The following is a 22,863-nucleotide window of genomic DNA, read 5'->3' as shown; positions in this document are numbered from 1 at the left end:
TTATTGTTATGGAATTAATAGGGCAACAATTTGCTCAATATGAGATTATTGCTAAACTGGGTCAAGGCGGTATGGGAGAGGTTTATAAAGCCCGTGACAACCGTTTAGGTCGTGTTGTAGCAATTAAAATTCTCCCTCCTCAAGCAGCAAAAGATGAAACAGTTAAACGCCGTTTTCTAATTGAAGCTCGTGCAGCTTCAGCCCTCAACCATCCTTATATTCTTACCGTCTATGAAATAGGAGAAACTCCAGAGTTTGAATATATGGTAATGGAATTTGTTAATGGTATTACCCTACGTGAACACCTAGCAAAAAGCCACTTAAAGTTATCGGAAGCACTAGACATATTTCTTAAAATTGCTGAAGGATTAGACAAAGCTCATCAAGCAAAAATTATTCATCGAGACTTAAAACCAGAAAACATTATGCTAACCAAAGATGGTTTTATTAAAATCCTGGACTTTGGGCTAGCAAAACTAGAATATGAATTTGCAGAAAAGCCTGCTACAGATGAACTAAAAAGCGATCCAAATATTATCCAAGGCACAGTTGGATATTTAGCTCCTGAAATGATCCAATGCCAGCCAGCAGATATTCGTAGTGATATTTTTGCTTTTGGAGTTATGTTCTATGAAGCTTTAAGTGGTCATCTACCTTTTGACGGTCGCAATTTAGGAGCAAAATTAGTTGCTACCCTACAGTATAATCCTCCAGATATATCAGAGTTTCGAGCAGATTTACCCCAAGAGATAGTAAATCTAACAAATAAAACTATAGCTAAAAACCCTGATGATCGTTATCAAAATCTTAGCCCAATAGTAGAAATTTTACGTGCTATAAAATTAGAAATAGAAGTAGAAACTTCTATTTCTAGTATTCGTAACCCACCAGAATTTCTTGAAAAAATCCGCAAAAACAATAGTGGGGATATAGTCATTAAACTTGCTGATAGTGATCGTACTATAGCAAATTCTATCAATAAAATTACTTCTAGTACTGATGTTAGCACAACTAAAAAAATAGATATAAAACAGGCTACAGCTAATACTTTTTACTTAACATCCTTAACTAAAACCAAGTTATTTCGCTTAGTTGTAGTAAGCCTAGTAGCTATGCTAACTACAACGCTTGTGTTTACTTTCTGGCAAAACTCTAAAACTATTCCTATAAATAACTTACCTATAAGTAATAATAAAAATTTAGAAAAATTTTCTTTAGCTGTTATATATTTTGAAAATATTTCTCAGGATGAAGAATTAAAATGGCTTGAACGTGGATTAGCAGAAATGCTAACAACAAATCTTGCACAAATTGAAGCTTTTGACATTGTTAGTAGTCAACAAATTTATGAGCTTGTAGCAAGAGTTAATAATAATGAACCAAAGAACTTAAATCGTGAAAAAGTCTTAGAAATTGCCCAACAAACCCATGTCCCTGCTTTTGTTACAGGAACTATATTAAAAATAGGTAAGCGAATCCGCTTAACTATTAATCTGCAAGATACTGCTAGCGGTAAAATAATTTTCTCTGATAAAATTGATGGTGAAAATATTAATGATATTTTCTCAATTGTTGATGAGCTAACCGTAAAATTGACTAATCACTTTGGAATTAAAAATACAAATAAACCTGATATTTCTATAAGTGAAGTAACTACTTCTTCAATCACAGCTTATAAACACTATGAACAAGGTGTTGAAAAATCCTTACAACTTTATTTATCAGATGCAGTAGTTGAATTTGAAAAAGCTGTTGCAATAGATCCTAATTTTGCAATGGCCTACCTACAATTAGGATTAGCTAAATTAAGGTTAGAAGATGAAAAAGGGACTCGTGCTGCTATTAGCAAAGCTGTTGAGCTAATAGATCGTGTAGCTAGTAAGGAAAAGCTTTATATTCGTGGTCTTGAAGCATTAATTGAAGGTCAATCAGAAAAAAGAATTGAAATTTTTAAGGAGATTACCGAAAGGTTCCCTAAAGATAAAGAAGCTTTTCGCCAATTAGGAACAGCTTATTTATCAGACGAACAGCTTGATGCTGCAATTATAGCTTTTCAACAAACAGTTAAACTTGATCCAGATTATTTAGAAGGACATAATCGTTTAGCTTACGCATATGCAGCTAAAGGAAATTTCTCTCAAGCTATAGAACATGCAAGCAAATATGTTTTAGCTAGACCCAATGAACCTAACCCACATGATACAATGGGAGATATTTATCTACTTGCAGGTCAAGCAGATAAAGCACTTTTAGAATATAAAAAAGCCTTAGAAATCAAACCCGATTTTATTAATTATTATCCTTACTGGAAAATAGCAGCAGCCTATAGGGTTTTAAACGACCTTGACCAAGCAGAAGCTTATTATCGTAAACAATTAGCACTAAAAGACAAAAATCTTGGTGGGGCTGATAGTATTAAATCCTTAGCTATGATTGCTCTCTTAAGAGGAAATAAAGAAGATACAATTAAGTATTTTACTAGTGCAATTGAAGATGAGTTAGATAGAGGAACTCGTCCAATGGCTGTTTTAACATATGTTGAACTAGCTTTGTTTTATTTAGAAATGGGCGATCTTACAAAAGCAAAACAAGCATTAAATAATAGCCAAAAATTAATGGAAGATGCTTCATCTCAGTTAGATCTTTTCTCTCGCTATAATGACCGAAACGTAGAACTTAATTACATTAAACTACTAATTGCACTAGGTGAATTAGAAAAAGTGGAAATAGAAATAGAAAAATTTCTTCAGCTAAATAAAAAGTCTTATACTCAATTTAGCGCAGCAATGCTTAAGCTATATGCTAAGGCAAGTTTGGCTGAAGCCCGCAAAAATTACTCTTTAGCTTTAGATTTATGGTTAGAATTACGTAAACAATCTGGTATAGAACATAATTATCAACTTGCTATTGGACGTTGTTTATTTATGTTAGAAAGATATAGTGAAGCTCAAGTTGAGTTTACCAAACTAGCTAATGCGCCAATGGTTATGCACCAACAATCAGCTAGTCCTATTGGAACAGAAGTAATTTTAGATAACCTAAAAGCTAATTATTACCTTGGCAAAATTGCAGAGATCCAATCAAATCTACCTCAAGCAAAAAAACATTTTCAATACATCGTATCTCGTTGGCAATCAGAAAAAATCCCTATTTCAGAAGTTGCTTATTCTGAGAAATTTCTAAAAAATAATTAAATAAATACCCCTATTTTTCCCTACATTTATCAACTTAATCTAAATTGATAAATGCTCAAAGCAAAGAGGTAAGGAGAAAAAATTCTTTAAATAAACTAAAAAGAAAACTAACTTTTTAGTTTACATCTGTGTTATTTTAGTAAATAATAATGAGCTTTCCAGCTAATGGAAAAGTAAACAAACATAAAACTAATTCTTAATAATCATTTTTTTAATAATAAAGGAGTTCGTATGTCACAGGTTGCTATTACTGAAACCAACCGCTTCTCAACTTTTGTAAAAAGCAAACGTTCAGATGATTATCGTGACCTTGTCGCTTGGCAACAGTGGTTTGTTCAACGTGGGATCCCTGCGGTGATTGCTTCTACATCTTCTGGCTATGCTTTATATCGTCAAGGATTAATTGAAGTAGATATTCACGATACAGAAACAACTGTAAGCGCACAACGCTCACATTCATAAGGCTTAAAGAATAAATAGGAACCTCTTTGGGGTTCCTATTTATTTTCTGAGCAAACTTATATTAAGTTCTATTTTTCTTAAAAAACCTTTTATAAAACTATTCTATTTACCATTTGTTTTTGTGCAAAATTTCTTGTAAAGGAAGTCGTGTTTTTTTTGAGTCATTTGTTAATCCATAACCAACAGGAATAATTATTGGGACTTCAAAACTACTTGGAATATTAAGGAGACTTTTTAGTTTTCCCTCATCAAAACCTTCCATTGGTACTGTTGCTAAACCTGCTGCTTTAGCAGCTATCATAAAATTCATTGCTGTTAACATTACTTGTTTGGCAATCCAGTAACGTTTATAAACGCCTGGAATACTAGGAATAGGCTTAAATAACCTCACAATAGGAACTAATAATGCTTTCCAAAGCCAATTAACCCCTAATGGGCCTTGCTTAAAAGCCAAAGAAACAAATCCACGCATGTTATTTGCATATTCATTATTAATTGCCCCAACAGCTAAATCCATAGCCAAAACTTTTTCAAAATTATTTTCCACTACTTGCCGATCTCCAGCAAACACAATAATTGCAGGTGCCTCTAAAATTTGCCGTTGTTGCATACAAATCGGAAAAAGTGCTTGTTTTAATTTTTCGTCTGTAACTACTAGAAAATGCGTTGGTTGTAGGTTATAACCACTTGGGGCCCAATGAGCAATATCTAGTAACTCATTTAGTAGTTCTACATCTATAGGATCTTTACGAAATTGACGTGTAGCACGACGGTTAATAACAATTTCTTTTAAGTCTTTTAACTTGTTCAAAATATTAATTTATCCTTGCTCTTAAGTTTTTAGTATTTTTATTTAATTTATAAAAATTATAATCTTGACAATTATCGTTTCTTGCCTTGGAAAGTTGTTCATTGTCCAACTAGAATCAACGCTAAAACCATTTATAAAATACTGTACAATAAGCCTTTTTAGCGATAATCTATAGTTTGTTTTTATACTTGTTAAACCCCTGTCAAGTATAAATATTAGTTATTTATTCTATAGATAAAAATTTATTATTTTTTATTAAATGAGCAAAAAGCATGGAAAAAATTCTACCTGCCCAACATCTACTTGCAGATTTATTTGGAATAGAAAAAAACCTATTATCTAATCAAGACATTTTTTTAACTCTCCTAAAAGATTCTGCTACTAAACTATCCCATCCTACAACTACAGAAATAACATTATTAACCTTACCTCAAGGTGGTTATGCTTATAGCTTAATACTTCCTATAGGACATATAAGCTTTCGTTCTCATCCTGAAGCTAACTACTTGGCAATAGATATATTTCTGCAAAATCAATTAGACCCAGAAGAAATATTTACTCTTTGGGCGAAAAACTTTTCTGCCAATTTGATCAGAAAAACATCTATTAGTCGTGGGCTGTATGGAGATTAACCACAACTAATAGTGTTAAGCTAATTTTCCTTTCTTGATCTATTTTTATAAGAAATAAGAGCAAAAATATAAGCTGTTTAAAAACTAATAGGTTATCCTAGTAGCCACAAATATATTGTATTTCGCTGTTGACACACATAAAAGCCAGGTCTAGCATTCCCTAATTAAAAAAGCTATAACTATTTCTCTACTTAAAATAATACTTAATCTATATTCTATAGCTTATTTTAATCTACAAAATATTAATAAAAACAATAATGTTGTATTTTTAATTAGTTAGCTAAATTTAACTAAACTATTACGTAAAATTTGGGAGCAAAAGTCATGAGTGCTAGCACTAATAAAGTTTGGCAAGGTAAATCCTTAAGCATTAACACAGAAAAAGTTGTTGCCAAACGTTACGCGCTAAAAGACAATGAAGGAAATGCTTTAGAAAACTGGGAAGCTATTTGTAAAAGAGTAGTAACAGCGATTGCAAAAGCAGAAACAGACGTTAATCAAAAGCAAAAATTCTATCAATCAGCCTATCAATTGATGTTAGAACGTAAATTTATTCCTAACACTCCTTGTTTAGTAAACGCTGGTAAAGAAGATGGTCAACTAGCAGCTTGTTTTGTACTAGATGTACCAGATTCAATTGCAGCAATCCTGGATTCAGTTAAAGCCGCTGGACTTATTCACAAATCAGGGGGCGGCACAGGGATGACTTTTGAGAAACTTCGTCCATCTGGTTCTATTGTTGCTTCTACTCATGGAGTAGCTTCTGGCCCGGTTTCTTTTATGAATATCTTTAATACAATGACAGAAACCGTTAAACAAGGCGGCGTTCGTCGCGGTGCCAACATGGGCATACTACGTATTAGTCACCCGGATATTTTACGCTTTATTCATGCTAAAAATGACCAGTCCTCTTTAACCAACTTCAACATTTCTGTAACCGTTACAGATGATTTTCTTTTAGCAGTTGACCGCAATGAGTGGTTCCAAACCGAATTTGAAGGCAAAGCTTGGGAGAAGTCTATTTTTGACCCAACAACAGGCAAAGACTATGAATATGAAGGCCAAAAGCCTCCTAAAGCTGGAATGATTTATGCTCCTGATATTTGGCGGCGTATTGTTGAATCAGCTTGGAAATATGCCGAACCAGGAATTATTTTTATTGATGAAGTAAATCGACATAACTACTTAATGAATTCTATGGGAGAGATTTATAGCTGTAATCCTTGTGTTACTGGAGATACTCTAATTTACACATCACAAGGGTTAATTACTGCGGCTAGCCTTTTTCATGATTTTAGCAAAGCAAACAATGAATTTTTCCAAATAGTAGTAGATGGACGTTTTGGACATAAACAAAATATTACAAAAGCTTCTCCTGTCTTTTGGACAGGGCAAAAGGAAGTATTTAAGCTATGCACCCAAGAGGGCTATACCCTTCGTGCAACAGCCAACCATCAGATTATGACTCCTAGCGGTTGGGTAGAATTAGATAAGCTAAAAGTTGGTGACAAAATTCATATTCTTAACCGTAAAGGTGGATTTGGTACAGAAGGCAGCTTAGAAATGGGTAGAACGCTTGGCTGGCTTGTTGGTGATGGACATATAAATAAATCTGTTAACCGTGTTGTACTAGGTTTTTTTGGTGAAGAACAAATACTTGCACCAATGTTTGCTGAATATGTTAATGACTTTGTTGCACCTCTTACAGTTGAAGAAGCTGGAGTCTATCCTATTTCAACGGTAGCTGTTAAAGGTCAGGCCCAGACTCGCGTTAGCTCAACAAGATTTTATCAAGTCGTTGAAAAATATGGATTAACAGAAAATAAATTACAAGTTCCTGAGAACGTTTATAAAGGCTCAGAAAATATGCAGCGTGGATTTCTACAAGCCTTATTTTCTGCTGATGGCACGGTGCATGTTGATGCTCAAAAAGGAAATCATGTTCGTTTAACTTCTATTTCTAAAGATTTACTTGAATCAGTACAACGCCTACTCCTTAATTTTGGTATTGCAAGTAGAATTTATTTAGAGCGTCGGCCTGCTGGCGAACGAGCTTTCCCTGACTCTAAAGGTGGACTTCGTAACTACAATTGCCAAGCTTATCATGAGCTACATATTTCCAAAGGTAATATTGAGACTTTTACTAAGGAAATAGGCTTCTTAGTACCAAATAAACAAACCAAACTGGAAATAATTCTTGCTAATCGGAAGCGTCAACCTAATAAAGAACACTTTATTGCTACAGTAGAAAGCATTACATCAGAAGGTATTGAAGATGTTTATGATTTAACTGAACCTCTTACTAATTCCTTTATTGCCAATGGGATAGTAGTCCATAATTGCGGCGAGGAATTTCTTCACTTTTATAACTCATGCAATCTTGGTTCAGTAGATGTTGCTAAGTTTTGTGACGCAGGCGTTATTAACTGGTCTGCTCTACGTAGCGCAGTTCATACAAGTATTAGATTTTTAGATAATGTAGTAGATGTTTGTGCCTGGCCGCTACCACAAATTCAAGATGTAGTTTCTCGAACACGTCCCGTAGGTTTAGGGATTATGGGCTATGCTGATTTGCTCTTAAAACTTGGCATTCGCTATGGTTCTCAAGAAAGCTTAGACCTAGCAGAAAAATTAATGAAATTTATCCGCAAAGAATCTTGGGAAGCAAGCTTTGACCTAGGACAAGAAAAGGGAGTTTTCCCAGAACTTCCGCCAAATGAAGAACTTTATAAAGAGTTTCTCTATAAAGATATTGGAATTGATGCAAAACGTCCTCTAACTCCTCGTAATTATGAAACAACAACAGTTGCGCCAACAGGAACAATTAGCTTAGTAGCTGAAACTTCTTCTGGCATCGAACCTAACTTTTCTTGGGCTTATTTAAGGCAAGATACTTTAGGAAAAAGATTCTACGTACATCCTTTAGCTGCTCAAGCTTTAGGTATTAAGTACGATCCATTGGATGAAGCATCTATTGAAAAAGCTGCTCAAACTGTTGTAGAGCGACAATCAGAACTACCTGACTATTTTATTAATGCTTATGAAATTGGAGCAGAAGAACATGTTCGTGTATTAGCTACATTTCAAAAACATGTTGATAACTCTATTTCTAAAACTTGTAATGGTTCAGCAAATGACACAGTAGCAGACGTTGATAGGCTCTATCGCCTAGCTCGTAGCTTAAAAGTAAAGTGTGTTTCTTACTATCGAGATGGAAGCCGTGAAGGTCAAGTTTTAACAGCTATTAAACAAACAGAGCCAACAACACAAAAAGAAAATGTAGAAAAATCCAGCAATAGCACAGTAAGTAAAGCAGAGCCACAAAAAGCGGCTGGAAATCTTGTGCATGTAGAAAGACCTAAAGAGTTAGTAGGCTACACTTGGCGGATAACTTTTGATGGAGTCAATTTATATGTAACAGTAAATCATGACTATAACGGGGTGTTAGAAATCTTTACTTCTGGCCCAATTAGCGCTTCTGTTGGTTTGCTAGCTTCCAAGATGTTACGCGGAGGGTTTGAAGCTGAAGAAGTAGCACGAAGCTTAAATAAAGTTACTGGTACACATTCAGTTTGGTTTAATCAAAGGCTTTGCACTTCACCAGAACAAGCAATTGCAGAATGTATTTTAATTACTAAACGTCGTCTAACAGGTAAGACTGATACTTCTCGCAACAAGGAAGTTTCAATTGTAGGCACTTGTCCAGAATGTGGCGGACAGCTAGAACATGCTTCTAATTGTGATTCTTGTCGTGATTGTGGCTATTCTAAATGTAAGTAAATCTAGGTTTTAAGCTTTTTCATTACAGTTTTAAGTATTAAAGATTTGAACCTTGGTTCATCTTCAATACTTACTTTTATTTCAACAACATAAACTGGTAGTTCAAAAGAGAATTTACGAAGTTTTACTGCATCTTTTTCTGTAGTAACAATAAACTCTGCTTTAGCTTCTTTTGCTTCCAATACTATTTTATCTATATCTATTTGTTGGTAGTTATGGTGGTCGATGAAGACATGTTTTGAAACTACTTTGGCTTGATAGCTTTCCAAATCAGAGATAAAAACATCAGGATTTCCTAAAGCACATAAAATAGCTACTTTAGCACTAATAAGTTTACGTAGTGCAATAGGTTTATTAGTTGCTAGTTCTCGAAGTCCTACAAAATCATGGTCAGAGTAAAAAACAGGAATATTTAATTCTAAACCTGATAAAACTTGAAAAATTAGATCTCTGTTAATTTCTCGATCTGCTCGGCTAACAACAATCATTTGAGCGCGTTTTAGACCATAAAGAGGCTCTCTTAATTTGCCATAGGGAATCATTTCCCCATTATCAAAAGGATTAGTAGCATCTAGCATAACAATATCTAAATCTCGCTTAAGTTTTAAGTGTTGAAATCCATCATCAAGCAAAATCACATCACAACCTAAGTCTTTTATGGCTAACTGTCCTGTTTGAAAGCGGTTTGCACCAACAATAATTTTTACTCCTTTTAACTTTTCAGCCAACATAAAGGCTTCATCCCCCGCTTCAAGCAAAGATGCAAGCATTTGTTTTCCATCAGAAATTACTAACTGTTTTTTTGTGTTATTTGCACGTTTATAACCTCGGCTAAGAATGGCTGTTTCTAAGTTTTCTTCATTAAGAAATCTAGCAATATATTCTATCAATGGAGTTTTTCCTGTTCCACCAACAGAAATATTTCCAACACTAATCACAGTTTTACTTAAAGTTTTTGCTTGGAAATACTGCTGTTCATAAAGCAGCATTCGCAAACTAACAATCAATTGATATAGCTTGGCTGGTAAGTAAATAAATGCGCGGAGCAATTTAGATTTAGGTAAAAAGTCAGAGGGTTGAGTCATTTTTAGGCTAGGGTAGAAATTATTTTTTATTTACAATATCTAGTATTACTTCTAGTTGTTGTGTGAATGCCCCTCGATTTTTTGCTATTACTTGATAAGCATTTTCTCCTAACTGCTTATTAGCAGACTCATTCTTAAGTAAATAGCTAAGTTTTTCTGTTATCTCTAAGATTAACTCTTGTTTTTCTAAAGCAGGAAGTTGAATAACAGCTTTAGCTGCAAGAAAATCTTTAATAATTTGATGGAAATTATTCATATAAGAACCTGTAATGATTGCACGTTGGTAAAGTGCTGGTTCTAAAATATTATGACCTCCATATGGTACAAGGCTTCCACCAACAAAAACAACAGTTGCAAATCGATAAACTGCGGCTAGCTCTCCAATGCTATCTAGTAAAATTACTTGTTCAATTTGATTATTATTTTTAGAGTCGTCTAATTTTGATCGATGTGTAAATTTAATATTTTGACTGGTTAGTAGATTTGCTACTTCTGCAAAGCGTTCTGGCCGTCTAGGAACAATTAAAAGTCTAGTGTTAGCAAGCAGTTTATCCTGTAAAAGTCTTTGATAAGCAGCTAAAAGTAATTCTTCTTCACCTGGTGTAGTGCTACCAAAACTAACAGTGGTGCATTTTGAGAAAGATTAAGTAATTTATCTAGTTTTATAGCTATTAAGTCTAAACGTTTGCTTTGCTCTTGTGTCCCAAAATCATATTTGATATTTCCAGAAACCAAAACGCTATTTGGAGGCGCACCTAGAGCTAAAATCCTTTCTGCATCTTGAGTTGATTGCATCATAAATCTAGTAACTAAACTTAAAGTTCTAACTAGTAAAAATTTTAATAACTTGTATCGAGGAAAAGAGCGATCAGAAATTCGGCCATTAGCAATTAGAATTGGGATTCTATTTTCAGAAGCTATGTGAAAAAATTGCGGCCAAATTTCTGTTTCCATAATTACAATTGCAACTGGATTGACTTGAGCAAAAAACTTTTTTACTGCAAAAGCAAAATCTAAAGGAAAATAACAAATCTCAGCAAATTTACTAGCTCGTTCTTTAGCTAGATGTTGACCTGTAGTAGTAGTAGTAGTAATTATTATTTGATATGTTGGTAAGTTTTTATGGATTTGCTCAATTAAAACTTCAGCAGCCAAGAATTCACCTACAGAAACACAGTGAATTAAAATTACAGGCTTATTTATGGGAGAAGAGAACTTTATTGGACTTAAGCCTAGACGAGCAGTTAGGTTAGCAAGATATTTTTTATGTACAACTGCTTGATAGAGTAGGTAGGGGGCAGCTAGCACTAATACTAAAAACAAGCCTACATTATAGAGAAAATACATAAATTAGTGCTAACTGCTAGATAAAGAAGCAGTTATTTATTAGCCCGTTCCATATATTTATTTTCCGTTGTATCAACACGAATACGATCACCTTCTTTAATAAAAGGAGGGACTTGGATTGTTAGACCTGTTTCTAATTTAGCAGGCTTATTAGAATTACTTATAGTTGCACCTTTTAATTCTGGCTCAGTTTCAACAACTGTTAACTCTACAGAAGCAGGTAGGTCAATTCCTATAGGTTTACCGTCATAAAATTCTACTTGGATGGTTAAATCTGGGATTAAGTAATATGTTCCATCTCCTAATGCTTCATCATCTAGTTCTATTTGTTCATAAGTTTCTTCATTCATAAAATAGTGAGTGCTATTATCACTATAAAGATACTTAAACATATGTTGTTCTAATGTTGCACGTTCAACGTCTTCAGTAGCACTAAAACGGGTTTCTAATGAAGCACCCGTCATAACATTACGTAGTTTAGTTTGCATCATTGCTCGTAGATTGCCTGGCGTATGGTGACGCGCATCCATAACACGATGAGGTATGCCATTAAAAAGGATAATCATACCGCGTCGAATTTGATTTGCTCTCATTGAAATCTTATCTCCTTACTATGGTTATTAAATTGGGTTTATAAAAATTTTAGTAACCTTGTTTTTTTAGTTTTATATAATTATTTAATATGTTTTTAAGAATTATATTTTGATAATTGCTAGCTTTTTACAAAACGTTATAGACTAATAGAACTATTACACTTGGTCAAGCAAGGCGAGCAATTACAGCTTAAAAAAATAAAAATACAGCTTTTTTTTTTTAAGCTTTCTTGAAAATTGACAATTAACAGATGCTTAGTATATGCTTGATTGTCATATATAGTAGGAATATTCATAACACAAATTTTACATTCAATTTCCCTTATCTCAGCAACCTGAGTTAAGAAATTAGGATCTAGTATATATAAAAGCTTGTTAGAATTTTGTTTTCTTCACACTGTAAACTTAAGGTATTTTTCCTAAAATGAAGGAATGTGTTAGTTGTAGCCGCAAATTCCCAGATCATATGGTTTTTTGTCCATTTGATGGAGACATGCTAGATGGAGAAATGGAAGATCCGCTAGTTGGTCGCGTCATAGATGGCAAATATCGTTTAGAAGAAAAATTGGGCGAAGGCGGAATGGGAACAGTTTATAGAGCTAAACATGTGCTAATTCAAAATGATTTAGCAGTGAAAATTCTCCATTCTCCTTTAGTGGCTGACCGTCATGCTGTAGCACGTTTTCAACGTGAAGCAACTGCTGCTGCTCGTATTAAACACCCAAATGCAGTAGGAGTTACTGATTTTGGACGGACTGAAGATGAAATTGTTTATATTGTGATGGAGCTTTTTGTAGGCAAATCCTTAAGAGATATTATTGAGGAACTAGGCCCTCTACCTATAGAGCGATCCATTACTATAGTTCGTCAAGTTTGTTTGGCTTTAGATGCTGCCCATCGTAGCGGTATTATTCACCGAGATGTTAAACCAGATAACATTGTAATTGAAAATAATAATGGTCAAGGTGAATTGGTAAAAGTTCTAGATTTTGGTATTGCTAAACTTAAAGACGGCCCAAGCAATGAATCGGGAGGACGATTAACTCGTCAAGGCGTAATTATTGGCTCACCTCATTATCTTTCGCCAGAACAATGCCAAAACTCTGAACTTGACGCTAGATCTGACTTATATAGCTTAGGTATTGTGCTGTATGAAATGTTTACTGCCGATGTACCTTTTAAGGCTCCTACACCAATTGCTGTTGCAATGATGCACACAACAGAAACACCTGTTCATGTAAAAGAAAAAAGACCTGATCTACCAGACCCCATTGCTAAAATAGTGATGGATGCTTTAGAGAAAAAACCAGAAAACCGTCCTCAATCAGCTATAGAAATGGCTCAAGAACTAGAAAAAGCCTCTATAGAATGTGCCATAGCTCTTCCACCTCTACCTGGAGCATCTACAGCTTATACTTTACCAACTACTAGCAGTGCTAGTATTCCAATAGTAAGCCCAGATCTAGCTAATCTACACGATCCTTATAAAAGTAATCCTCAACTTAAACCTCTTTTAAACAATGGTGTTAATAAATTTGCTACAACAGGCTCATTATCTCCTGAAAAACCTTCTAGAGATACTATGCCAGAAAAACCTCTTACAGGAAGATTAACTCCTCTAATAACGAGTAGCACAAAGAAAGTAGATGATACTCCTAGCTTTATTGTTAATACTCCTCAATATACTCCCAGCAATATACCTACACCTATTTCTTTAGGCAATACTTCTGCTATTAATGCACTACCTTATCGTGAAACAGAAGAAGTTAAAGCTAAATCTAAAAGTATTTTTATTTTTGGCAGCATAGCCGCTATTGTTTTACTAGTGGCTGTTTCTTATTTTGCTTTATTTAGGTCTAGTAATAGTTCAACTACAACAAGCACTACAAATAGTACTACTACAAATCCGATAGCAAAAATACCCGAAGGAATGCTTTTAGTAAAGGGTGGAAAGTTTAAGATGGGTTATGATGCGCCAGCAGATGATGATAAAAATAAATATGTTGGGCCAGCATTCGAGACAACAGTAGCAGACTTTTATATTGATAAAACAGAAGTAAGCAATCAAGACTATAAAAAATTTATTGATGCAACAAAACATCCTGCTCCTGCAAATTGGAAAAATAATCAATTTCCCTCTGGTCAAGATTTATTTCCTGTAACTAATGTTACATGGGAAGATGCGCAAAGCTATGCTAAGTGGGCTGAAAAACGTCTCCCTACAGAGAAAGAATGGGAATACGCTGCACGAGGAACAGATGGACGTATTTATCCTTGGGGTAAGAGTTGGGAACAAGGTGTAGCAATATCACAAGAATTAAAAGAAGATGCTCCTCGCACAGTTGGAAGTTTACCAAAAGGAGCAAGTCCATTTGGGGTGTTAGATATGGCTGGAAATGTTTGGGAATGGACAGCAGATAAATTCTCTTCTTATCCAAATAATAAAGAACCTGTTGATTCTAAATTAGCAAATGCTAATGTTATTCGTGGGGGAAGTTTTAGATCTGATCAAAAAGTTTTAACTACATACGTTCGCAATTTTGTTCCTCCTAACTTTAAGGATGATATTTTAGGTTTTCGTTGTGCTAAATCAATTAAATAAAAATATGACGGCATCAAAAAAAATCTTATTAGTCATTGCCCTAGTTTTTACAGGTATTTTTGTAGACAAAGCCCAAGCACAGGATATTGGCATTTTTAGTGAACCAGCACCAAAGAAAAAACCTGTGGAAAAGCCGCCTGTGCGCAAACCTACACCCAGAAAAACAGAAAAACCAGACAACAACTTGGAAAAAGCCGTGGAAAAAGTAAAGTCGCTTTTTACTTTGACTGTTATTTCTGATCCTATAGAGTGTGAAGTATATATAAATGATGTTTATCGAGGAACAACATCAACAGCTAATGGAAAACTAATTATTCCTGATTTGGATCCAAAGATTTCTTATAACTTACGCATTTACAAACGTGGAATAGGTGAAGATTTACAAAGTTTGCAGCTTACAGAAGATAAAGTGCTTAATCTTTCACTTACACAAGTTGCAAAAACCAGTGATCCTTTAAATAAAGTTGATGAAAATACAACAAATAATACAACAGAAGTAAAAAAAGAACCTGACAAGCAACCAGACAAAGAACTTAATAAAGAAGCTGATACTACATCAACCAATAATTCGACTACTCCGCCAACTACTGTAAATCCACCTAAACCTATTACTCCGCCACAAAGAGAAATGGTCTTTATTCCTGCTGGGGACACTGTAATTGGAGTAAATGCAGGTGCAAAAAACAATACTGCTAGACCTCAACATAAAGTCTCTATTCCTGGCTTTTATATGGATGTTTATGAAGTAACAAATGAAGATTACAAGCTATTTTGTGATGCTACTAATCGCGTTTATCCTACAAACCCTGCATGGGATAAAAATTATTTTTTAGATAAACCAAATCATCCAGCAATAAATGTTTCTTGGGAAGATGCTAATGCTTATGCTGCTTGGGTTGGTAAAAGACTTCCAACAGAAGAAGAATGGGAAAAAGCTGCACGTGGCCCTGAAGCAAGAATTTGGCCATGGGGAAAAGACTATCAGCCAAATCTTTCTAATTTATCAGGTAAAGAAGATGGTTTTGAAACAACTGCACCTGTAGGTAGCTTGCCTAGTGGAGTTAGCCCTTATGGACTACAAGATACAATTGGAAATGTTTGGGAATGGACATCTAGTCGTTATATACCTTACCCAGGCGCACCACTTATAGACGATGAGCGTTTAAACAAAGAAAATTTTCGTGTGATTAGAGGAGGTGGATATAATACCCCATCTGGCCCGCCTCTTAATGCAACTTTTCGTTTCCCTGGTGAAATTGGTAAAACCTATGAAGCAACAGGATTTCGTTGTGCTAAATAAGTAAGTTGTTAGTTTAGCCATAACTAAATTATTGATGTTGATAGTAAAACTGCTTTCTTTGCTGGTAAGTAGTAATAAATATAGTAAAATCTCTTTATTCTTGTCCCTTTCAAGCTTAAATCAATAAATGAGGATTAAAATTAATGCTGAAACATCAGCATAAGATTCTTTTTGTAGACGATGATTTAGAAAACCTTCGGCTAGCACAACGTGTCTTCCGCAAAAACATTACTGTTTTAACTGCTGAAACTATAGAAAAAGCTCTTACTCTGCTTTCAGAACAAGAGATTTCTTTAGTTATCTCTGATCAAAAAATGCCTGAAGGCTCAGGATTGGAACTTTTGCAAGAAATAGCTAAACACTCCCCTAATACAATAAGGTTTCTTTTAACAGGTTTAACAGACACAGAAGAAATACAAACAGCTATTAGTGAGGACTTGATTTTTGGTCATATCATTAAACCTTATAAACTTGCTGAATTACGCTTAACTATTTCTCGGGCTTTAGAATTTTATGAATTAAAACAAGAAGTCTCTAGCCTTCAACAAGACTGGCAAAAAACAGCACGCGAAACCGCTACATTACTAGAATCAGGTAGTGCGTTATCTTCCATAAGTGAAGTACCTCATGTTTTAGACCGTATTGTTAGTATTTTATGTAAAGACTTTGGTTATCAAGCTTGTTCTATTGAACTAATTGATAGAAATAGCTGGGAACTATTTGTTAAAGCTAGTTCAGGCTTTCCTGAAAATTATGACAAACGCCGTGTTACTATTGAAGGAGCAGGTTTAGTTAGCTATGTTGCTAGAACAGGAAAACTACTTACTTATCAGATACTAGTAAAGATGAAAGATACATCTTACAAAATCCAAATACTCAATCACAATTAGCAGTACCTTTAAGAGTAGGTAAAGAAATTATAGGAGTCTTAAATATTGAAAGCGGACGTTTAGAAGCTTTTTCTGAGCGAGATATTTTTATTTTAAGTTCAATAGCAGATAAAGCAGCAGCAATTGTTCAACAAGCCCATTTATTTGATTTAGTAGCAAAAGGCAAAGAAGAATGGGAACAAACCTTTGATTCAATATCTGATGGAATCTTTATCTTTGATCGAAAAAACGTCTGCGCCGTGTTAATACAAGCGGAGCAAGGCTATTAAGACAAAAATTTGAAACTTTATTAGGACAGTATTCTCATAATCTTTTCCCTAGCGAAGAAAAATTAGAATTATTAAAACAAGCTTTTGAAACTAAGCAAAGAATCACAGAAAAAATCCTAATAGGAGAAGAAGAACTCCTTATGCAAGCAACAGTTGATCCAATTTGGGATGAAAACAAAGAGATTTCTGGTTGTGTGGTAATTTTACGAGAAGTCATTTAATTATGCCTATTAGAGAGGACGCTTTTCTACACTATCAAGAATTACTAAGTGATATTAGTTTAATTACTAAAGACTTAAAAGAAAGATTTAGTCAAGAAATCACCTGTCATTTAGGGTGCATTGGTTGTTGTCAGCAACAATTAACGCTTTCTTTAGTAGAAGTTGATTTTATTAGTCTTGCTATAAAAAATTTACCTACTGCCCAACAGCAAAAAGTTCTATTAGCTGCCCAAACTATAAAAAATAAAACTAATGAGACAAATACTTGTCCGCTTTTAGATGGCATTGCTTGTAGCGTTTATGAGTCACGTCCTGTTATTTGTCGAACACATGGATTTCCTATTACTTTTAAGGATGAGGAAAGCGAAGACCTTTTTTTAGATGTATGTCCTTTAAATTTTTCTAAAGATGGGGAGTCAGTAGAACTAAATCTAACAGATACAATAGATATAGACCGACTCAACTTACGTTTAGCAGCAATAAATTATACTTATTCTAGAGATAAGCTAGGAGACGGAAAAAAATCTGCTGAACGAATGGAGATGTCTGAAATTATTATTAGCGCATTAGGTGATCTATAGCTATAATTTGAAGATACAACTGTCAATCAACACAACTGTCAATCTAAGGAGGCCAAAAAGATGTCTGGATGTCCAAATTGTCGTGCTTATGTGTGTGATGGGGAAATGTTTTGCCGTGCTTGCGGTTTTCGTTTAGCCGGTTTTCAAATCTCTACTCAAAATTTATCCGTCCCAAATATTTCTCGTGTGCCAGTCTTACTACGTGCTAGCAATGAATCGTCAAATACTGCTAGCTGGCAACGACATGTTTTACCAATTATGGGATTTATTCTAGCCCTTGCTATTGGTAGCTCTACTGTTGCTTTACTTAATAATGAACCTATTAGTAATCAATCACTTCCCACTATTTCACAAACTTTTGAATCTTATGCTAATCGTAGTTATGAACGCTCTTATATGGGAGTTTATCTTATTTATGAAGCGGATGAATCTGGAGGAGCATTGATAGAGAGAATAGTTGAAAGCAGTCCAGCAGAGTATGCAGGTCTACTTAGTGGAGATCGTATTATGTTTGTTAATGGTGAAGAAATTTTCTCACCCGCTGATGTTTTGTCAAAATTAAGTACTGTTACTCCTGGCTCACCAATTACAATGGAAGTTTTACGCGATAACATAGAGCTTAACATTAGCCTTAATACTGTTTATCGTAACCAACTACAACTTGATAATATTTGCCATCACCAAGGTTTTTTAGGTGTAAGTAGTTTAGAAACTTATAAAGTTAAATCAAGTCTTTGTGGTGCGTCTGAACCTGTTGCAATGGGTGTTGAAGTAGGTGAAGTATTAACTGATAGTCCTGCTGAAGAGGCTGGATTGCAAGAAGGTGATATTATTGAATCAGTTAATGAATTCTCTGTTGATAGCCCCGGTGATCTAAGCCGTCGTATTAGAGCTAATCAAAGTGGAGATATGGTAGAACTAAAGGTTTTAAGAGATGGTGAAGCTTTAACATTAACAGCTACTTTAGGTAGTAGAAGATAAGTTAAAACCTAATTAAAATCCCTGGAAGTGGGAGTAGTAATCCTATACTACTCCCTATAATTCCAACTACAGCAGCAAATCTTCCCCAGATCACCGCCGTATAAGTTAGCCTTTCATTATGCTTATCTTTACACCAACCAAACAAAGCAAAACTTATAACTAAATTAATTAGATTAAAGATAATTATTTTATTATGAATAGTAGAGGGGCTATACATAAGCATTTGAAGTTTTTGTCCAGAAATAGCATTTATATCTATAAGTCCAATAGAAAAACAAATTATTCCAAGTACAGCAGCAAGAATTGTAGCTGCTCTTGAAGCTCTAATAACAAAAACAGGATTAGCTAATTGTTCTAAAGGTAGGCTGTTACAGCGAAGACAAATATTAGTTTGTTTGTCAAACATATCTATTTGATGACAAACTTCACAACGCTCTGGAGCTTTATGTTGGGTAATTTTAAAGTTCCATTGTCTCATAAAAAAGCATTATATCATTCTACTAACATATGTGAAGTGTTGAATAAAAAAATTTTTGCAAAAATTTTTATGTTCATTTCTTTTTTAATCATTAAATAATTCTACTTATTAGTTCTAAATTCTTGACTTTTGATTTGCTTAGTGTTAAAAATCGGTTAGCTCTATTAAAAGAATTATCATAAAGTTTTAGTAATGCTTACAATTAGTTAAAAGAGGAAACAATGTTGAATAAAAAAAATCTCCTAAAGCTCTTTGGTATTGCACTTGTACTAACTACAACAGTAATAACAGCCTCTGCAATTGTTAAACCTGGTCATTATGAAAATAAACCCATAAACATAGTTAAACCTGGTCATTAATTTATTTATTAGCTTAGAATTGTAGCTAGTAAATAGGAAACATTAAAAATTTTAACTTAGTAAAAGTAGTAAGAGTAAAGTTATGAGAATCCGTTTTAAGTACCAAACTCTAACTTTTTTAATTTGTATAGTAGCCTTGCTTTATAGTTGGTCAGCAAAAGCTGAATCTCCAGAAAGTAGTGTTTTAACAGCACTACCAAGCAAACTATCTACTACAAATAATGTAGTCTTCACTCAAAATGGTGAAGTAGGTTTAGTAGCAGCTTATAGTGAATCAGATGATTCTAATGGACATTATGTCTATAGTTTTAATTCTGTTACTGGTAAAGTACTTGATAAGTTTGATACTCAACCATCAGGCGTTAATCCAACCAAATTAACTATAACTAGTAACAATGTTTTAGTTATTGCTGCTAGTGCTAGTGTTTCTGATGAAGCATCTATAGTTACAGTGCCTATAAATAGTGATGGTAGTTTTGATAATTCCCACCAAGTATTTATAAATTTTGCAGTGCCTACTTCAGCAGAAGACTCATTCTTACCAGACGATATAGCGGTTTCATCAAATGGTGTATATGGTATTTATTCTAATAAATCCCACATATTTGTTTTTTCCATCAGTACAGGACAAGTAGTATTTCAAGAAAGAGTTGGAATTGACCTATATAGTCCAGAAAATCGTTTAGAAAGTATTTCATATGATGCAGTAAATAACCGATTAGGTGTTATAAAGCAAGTAAGCGGACAATATTACTTATATGTCTATAGCTTGACAGAAGAAGGGCATTTAGAAGTAAAAAGTTTAATAACATTACTGCGTGATGAGATAATTGGCTTTGGCTCAAAAGTGGCATTTAGCGATAATGGCAACAAAGTTTATGTAGCTTCCTCTAACAAAGGTTTTCTTTCTTGTTATGATGTTAATAGTGCTAGTCCAATTGCTCGCCAATATATTGCAGCTTTAGCAGACACAGAAGTTGAAGATGCTAAATTCCTAGCAATCAATATTCAATATAACGACAATAGTAATCTAGTTTATATTCAAAAACCTGGTCATATCCAAAAGCCTGGCCATATTCAAAAACCTGGTCATATCCAAAAACCTGGTCATATCCAAAAACCTGGTCATATTGCTGTAGTTTCTCCAAACTTATTTGATGTAGTTTTTGATAAAACCTACACTTCTTCTTTAGCGGATGTTGCCATAAACTTAGATGGTTTATCAATTTTCGTTGCTACAGATAGTGGCGAGTTAAATAAAGTTAATCTAGCTGATTTAAATGAAGGATTCCAAGTTAGTTTTGACTCCTTATTACAATTAGGATTAAATCAGAAAACCCAAAACTTAATATTGACTCATCCACAAGGAATAAATTTAATTAACGCAAATTAACTTTAACTGTAAAACCAGCTTAACACAAAGTTCAAACATATTAGATTTGAACTTTGTGTTAATTTTTTTATTGTGTTAATTAGAGCATAAACAAAGTTTTTTGGCTTTTTATCTCTTAAAGCCCCAGAGGGGCAACATATTTGTAGCGCAGGGTTTTAACCCTACGTATGATAGTATAGTATTTACAGAGTCACGAACGTGACGACATAATTAAAATATTGTGTTAATTAGGTTTATTATGTCATTGCTACGTGACTCTAGTTATGTATAATCACTAAGCTTAGGTCTTACAACCTAGGCTACAATTATTTCGTCACGCGCGTGACTTAAGATATTGAAAAAATATCAACTTACTTAGTTTACATTCTACTAAATCAAGTATTAAAATTATTTAAAAATTTTACCCAAATAAGCAAAGTGCCTAAAGAAAGTTTTTCTTTAGGCACTAAGTAAGAGCTTTTTAGTAAAATGATAGCGATTTATAGCTACTAATTAAGAATGCCTTACAGTAGAAACAAATCTATCCCCTAAAATCTCTGAAAGCTGATCAAAAATATCCCCAGGTATATGAATAGCAATATTTTTATCATCTTCACAACGAATAATCGGATTACGTGCTTGTTGTTGTAGCATAGTTAAATTAGAGATAAAAAACTGCCTTCTTACCCAAACAAATGCTTCTCCAGCTTGGATTAAATCATCTGAACGACGATCTGTTGGAGGAACTAAAAAGAAAAGAGATTGTTTTTCGCCTCGCTGATTATCTGCCATAACCCTATATCTACCACCAACTAACCAATAATGTTCTTTAGCACTACTACCTGGTTCAACATGTAAAACATCCCCTTTTCTAAAAACTACATAATCCCCAAATTTACCTATAGCAGCTAAAGCTTCACGTTGTTCATCTGAGCGTGCAAAAGCATCTATCACAGCCGAAGCAACCCAGTCTTGGAAATTAGCTGGTCGGACTTCTCTTCTTGGCTTCGCCTCAGCTTCTTGTTCTGGATCAAAGCGAGCTAAAACTTTAATTTGCTTGGTTAGTGTTGCTGCCATACCCCCAGCATTTAGTTTAGTTTGAAGTCCTGAACCTTCAAACTTAGCAAGAATGATTGTAATGTTATCATCCCCACCACGTTCTTTTGCTAAATTGATTAATGTATTGCCAGCATCAAGCAAAGTAGCACTACTATCAATTACTTTCTTTATTTCATTGGCATTAACCTTACCTGTTAAACCATCACTACATAGTAGTAAAATATCATTAATTTGTAATTTAATAGAGGTGACTGCGATTTGTAGAAACTCTTGACTTCCAATAGCTTGTAACAAAATATTGCGGTTTTTATTAGTAGAAGCAGATTCAGGAGAGATAGCACCAGAATCTATTAACATTTGTATCATGGTCTGATCAGTAGTTAATTGCTTAATACGACCATCTCTAAGAATATAAGCGCGAGAGTCTCCTACTTCAGCAACATAAGCAATATCTTGCTCAATTAATACTGCTGTTGCGGTTGCTCCCATATTAGATAATTTTGGATCCAAATTACGATGATAAGAAACCGTACGATTAGCTTCTTCTACAGCAGCTTCTAAGCGACTTTGTGGAGATAATTGTTTTGGGAGTTTTAATAATTCATTCTTTATTGCCCCTACTGTTAGTAAACTAGCAACTTCTCCACCTTCATATCCACCCATCCCATCAGAAACTACTAGTAGGATATTATGTTTTTCTAAAGGACGTATTAATTTATAGTTATTGTCTAGTAACATCCCTGATTCAGGCTCAACCATTAAAAACATATCTTCATTATTGCCACGTACTAGCCCAACATCCGTTAACCCTACTAATAGTGTTGAAACAATTCCCCCACTCATAAAC

20 protein-coding genes are annotated in these 22,863 nt (G+C 34.2%); 13 read left to right on the top strand and 7 right to left on the bottom strand.

Annotated features, from left to right (window positions below; all coding sequences use genetic code 11):
* Positions 1 to 8 precede the first annotated feature (8 nt).
* Positions 9 to 3,194 carry a protein kinase gene (locus IPK14_11465; GenBank protein ID MBK7994005.1) on the top strand — a complete coding sequence of 1,062 codons (3,186 nt, stop codon included), beginning with the start codon at positions 9 to 11 and terminating at the stop codon, positions 3,192 to 3,194.
* A 231-nt stretch (positions 3,195 to 3,425) separates the two neighbouring features.
* Positions 3,426 to 3,656: a hypothetical protein gene (locus IPK14_11460; GenBank protein ID MBK7994004.1), complete on the top strand. Its 231-nt coding sequence runs from the start codon at positions 3,426 to 3,428 to the stop codon at positions 3,654 to 3,656.
* A 106-nt stretch (positions 3,657 to 3,762) separates the two neighbouring features.
* Here IPK14_11460 and IPK14_11455 read toward each other — a convergent pair whose 3' ends face one another.
* Positions 3,763 to 4,467, bottom strand: a complete 705-nt coding sequence (locus IPK14_11455) for a nitroreductase family protein (protein MBK7994003.1) — start codon at positions 4,465 to 4,467, stop codon at positions 3,763 to 3,765.
* 272 nt (positions 4,468 to 4,739) lie between these two features.
* Between IPK14_11455 and IPK14_11450 the strand changes: the two genes are divergently transcribed.
* Both IPK14_11450 and IPK14_11445 read left to right on the top strand, forming a co-directional pair.
* A complete protein-coding gene (locus tag IPK14_11450) occupies positions 4,740 to 5,099 on the top strand; it encodes an S-adenosylmethionine decarboxylase (GenBank protein ID MBK7994002.1) in 360 nt (119 codons plus the stop codon).
* Positions 5,100 to 5,423: 324 nt separating this feature from the next.
* Positions 5,424 to 8,879, top strand: coding sequence for a hypothetical protein (locus tag IPK14_11445; protein MBK7994001.1), 3,456 nt, complete (start codon positions 5,424 to 5,426; stop codon positions 8,877 to 8,879).
* A 2-nt stretch (positions 8,880 to 8,881) separates the two neighbouring features.
* Here the strand turns inward: IPK14_11445 and lpxK are convergent, their stop codons facing one another.
* From lpxK to efp, 4 genes are all read right to left on the bottom strand, one after another.
* Entirely contained in the window at positions 8,882 to 9,964 is a 1,083-nt protein-coding gene (lpxK, locus tag IPK14_11440) for a tetraacyldisaccharide 4'-kinase (protein ID MBK7994000.1), read from the bottom strand.
* 19 nt (positions 9,965 to 9,983) lie between these two features.
* Entirely contained in the window at positions 9,984 to 10,220 is a 237-nt protein-coding gene (locus IPK14_11435; protein ID MBK7993999.1) for a hypothetical protein, read from the bottom strand.
* A 320-nt stretch (positions 10,221 to 10,540) separates the two neighbouring features.
* Positions 10,541 to 11,311, bottom strand: a complete 771-nt coding sequence (locus tag IPK14_11430; GenBank protein ID MBK7993998.1) for a hypothetical protein — start codon at positions 11,309 to 11,311, stop codon at positions 10,541 to 10,543.
* A 32-nt stretch (positions 11,312 to 11,343) separates the two neighbouring features.
* Positions 11,344 to 11,904: an elongation factor P gene (efp, locus tag IPK14_11425; protein MBK7993997.1), complete on the bottom strand. Its 561-nt coding sequence runs from the start codon at positions 11,902 to 11,904 to the stop codon at positions 11,344 to 11,346.
* Between the two features lie 424 nt (positions 11,905 to 12,328).
* Between efp and IPK14_11420 the strand changes: the two genes are divergently transcribed.
* The 7 genes from IPK14_11420 to IPK14_11390 all read left to right on the top strand — a co-directional run bounded on the left by IPK14_11420 (position 12,329) and on the right by IPK14_11390 (position 18,748).
* Entirely contained in the window at positions 12,329 to 14,506 is a 2,178-nt protein-coding gene (locus IPK14_11420) for an SUMF1/EgtB/PvdO family nonheme iron enzyme (GenBank protein MBK7993996.1), read from the top strand.
* On the top strand, positions 14,487 to 15,806 hold the full coding sequence (locus tag IPK14_11415; protein MBK7993995.1) for a formylglycine-generating enzyme family protein: 1,320 nt from the start codon (positions 14,487 to 14,489) through the stop codon (positions 15,804 to 15,806). Before IPK14_11420 ends, IPK14_11415 begins: the two co-directional genes overlap by 20 nt.
* A gap of 143 nt (positions 15,807 to 15,949) precedes the next feature.
* A complete protein-coding gene (locus IPK14_11410; GenBank protein ID MBK7993994.1) occupies positions 15,950 to 16,696 on the top strand; it encodes a response regulator in 747 nt (248 codons plus the stop codon).
* Positions 16,663 to 16,965, top strand: a complete 303-nt coding sequence (locus IPK14_11405; protein ID MBK7993993.1) for a GAF domain-containing protein — start codon at positions 16,663 to 16,665, stop codon at positions 16,963 to 16,965. Before IPK14_11410 ends, IPK14_11405 begins: the two co-directional genes overlap by 34 nt.
* Positions 16,929 to 17,186 (top strand): PAS domain-containing protein, encoded by a 258-nt coding sequence (locus tag IPK14_11400; protein MBK7993992.1) that lies wholly within the window; start codon positions 16,929 to 16,931, stop codon positions 17,184 to 17,186. Before IPK14_11405 ends, IPK14_11400 begins: the two co-directional genes overlap by 37 nt.
* A gap of 2 nt (positions 17,187 to 17,188) precedes the next feature.
* The gene (locus tag IPK14_11395) at positions 17,189 to 17,767 is read left to right on the top strand and encodes a YkgJ family cysteine cluster protein (GenBank protein MBK7993991.1); all 579 of its coding nucleotides are present in this window, start codon (positions 17,189 to 17,191) and stop codon (positions 17,765 to 17,767) included.
* 60 nt (positions 17,768 to 17,827) lie between these two features.
* On the top strand, positions 17,828 to 18,748 hold the full coding sequence (locus tag IPK14_11390) for a PDZ domain-containing protein (protein ID MBK7993990.1): 921 nt from the start codon (positions 17,828 to 17,830) through the stop codon (positions 18,746 to 18,748).
* 1 nt (position 18,749) lies between these two features.
* On the opposite strand, the gene IPK14_11385 is transcribed toward IPK14_11390, so the two are convergent.
* Positions 18,750 to 19,226 (bottom strand): hypothetical protein, encoded by a 477-nt coding sequence (locus IPK14_11385; protein ID MBK7993989.1) that lies wholly within the window; start codon positions 19,224 to 19,226, stop codon positions 18,750 to 18,752.
* Between the two features lie 221 nt (positions 19,227 to 19,447).
* Between IPK14_11385 and IPK14_11380 the strand changes: the two genes are divergently transcribed.
* Positions 19,448 to 19,585 (top strand): hypothetical protein, encoded by a 138-nt coding sequence (locus tag IPK14_11380; protein MBK7993988.1) that lies wholly within the window; start codon positions 19,448 to 19,450, stop codon positions 19,583 to 19,585.
* An 82-nt stretch (positions 19,586 to 19,667) separates the two neighbouring features.
* Positions 19,668 to 20,978 (top strand): hypothetical protein, encoded by a 1,311-nt coding sequence (locus IPK14_11375; protein ID MBK7993987.1) that lies wholly within the window; start codon positions 19,668 to 19,670, stop codon positions 20,976 to 20,978.
* Positions 20,979 to 21,470: 492 nt separating this feature from the next.
* Here the strand turns inward: IPK14_11375 and IPK14_11370 are convergent, their stop codons facing one another.
* On the bottom strand, positions 21,471 to 22,859 hold the full coding sequence (locus tag IPK14_11370; protein MBK7993986.1) for a serine/threonine-protein phosphatase: 1,389 nt from the start codon (positions 22,857 to 22,859) through the stop codon (positions 21,471 to 21,473).
* Between the last annotated feature and the right edge of the window lie 4 nt (positions 22,860 to 22,863).

This window comes from Blastocatellia bacterium, assembly GCA_016713405.1.
GTDB lineage: Bacteria > Acidobacteriota > Blastocatellia > Chloracidobacteriales > JADJPF01 > JADJPF01.
This window is presented reverse-complemented; position numbering and strand designations above follow the sequence as displayed.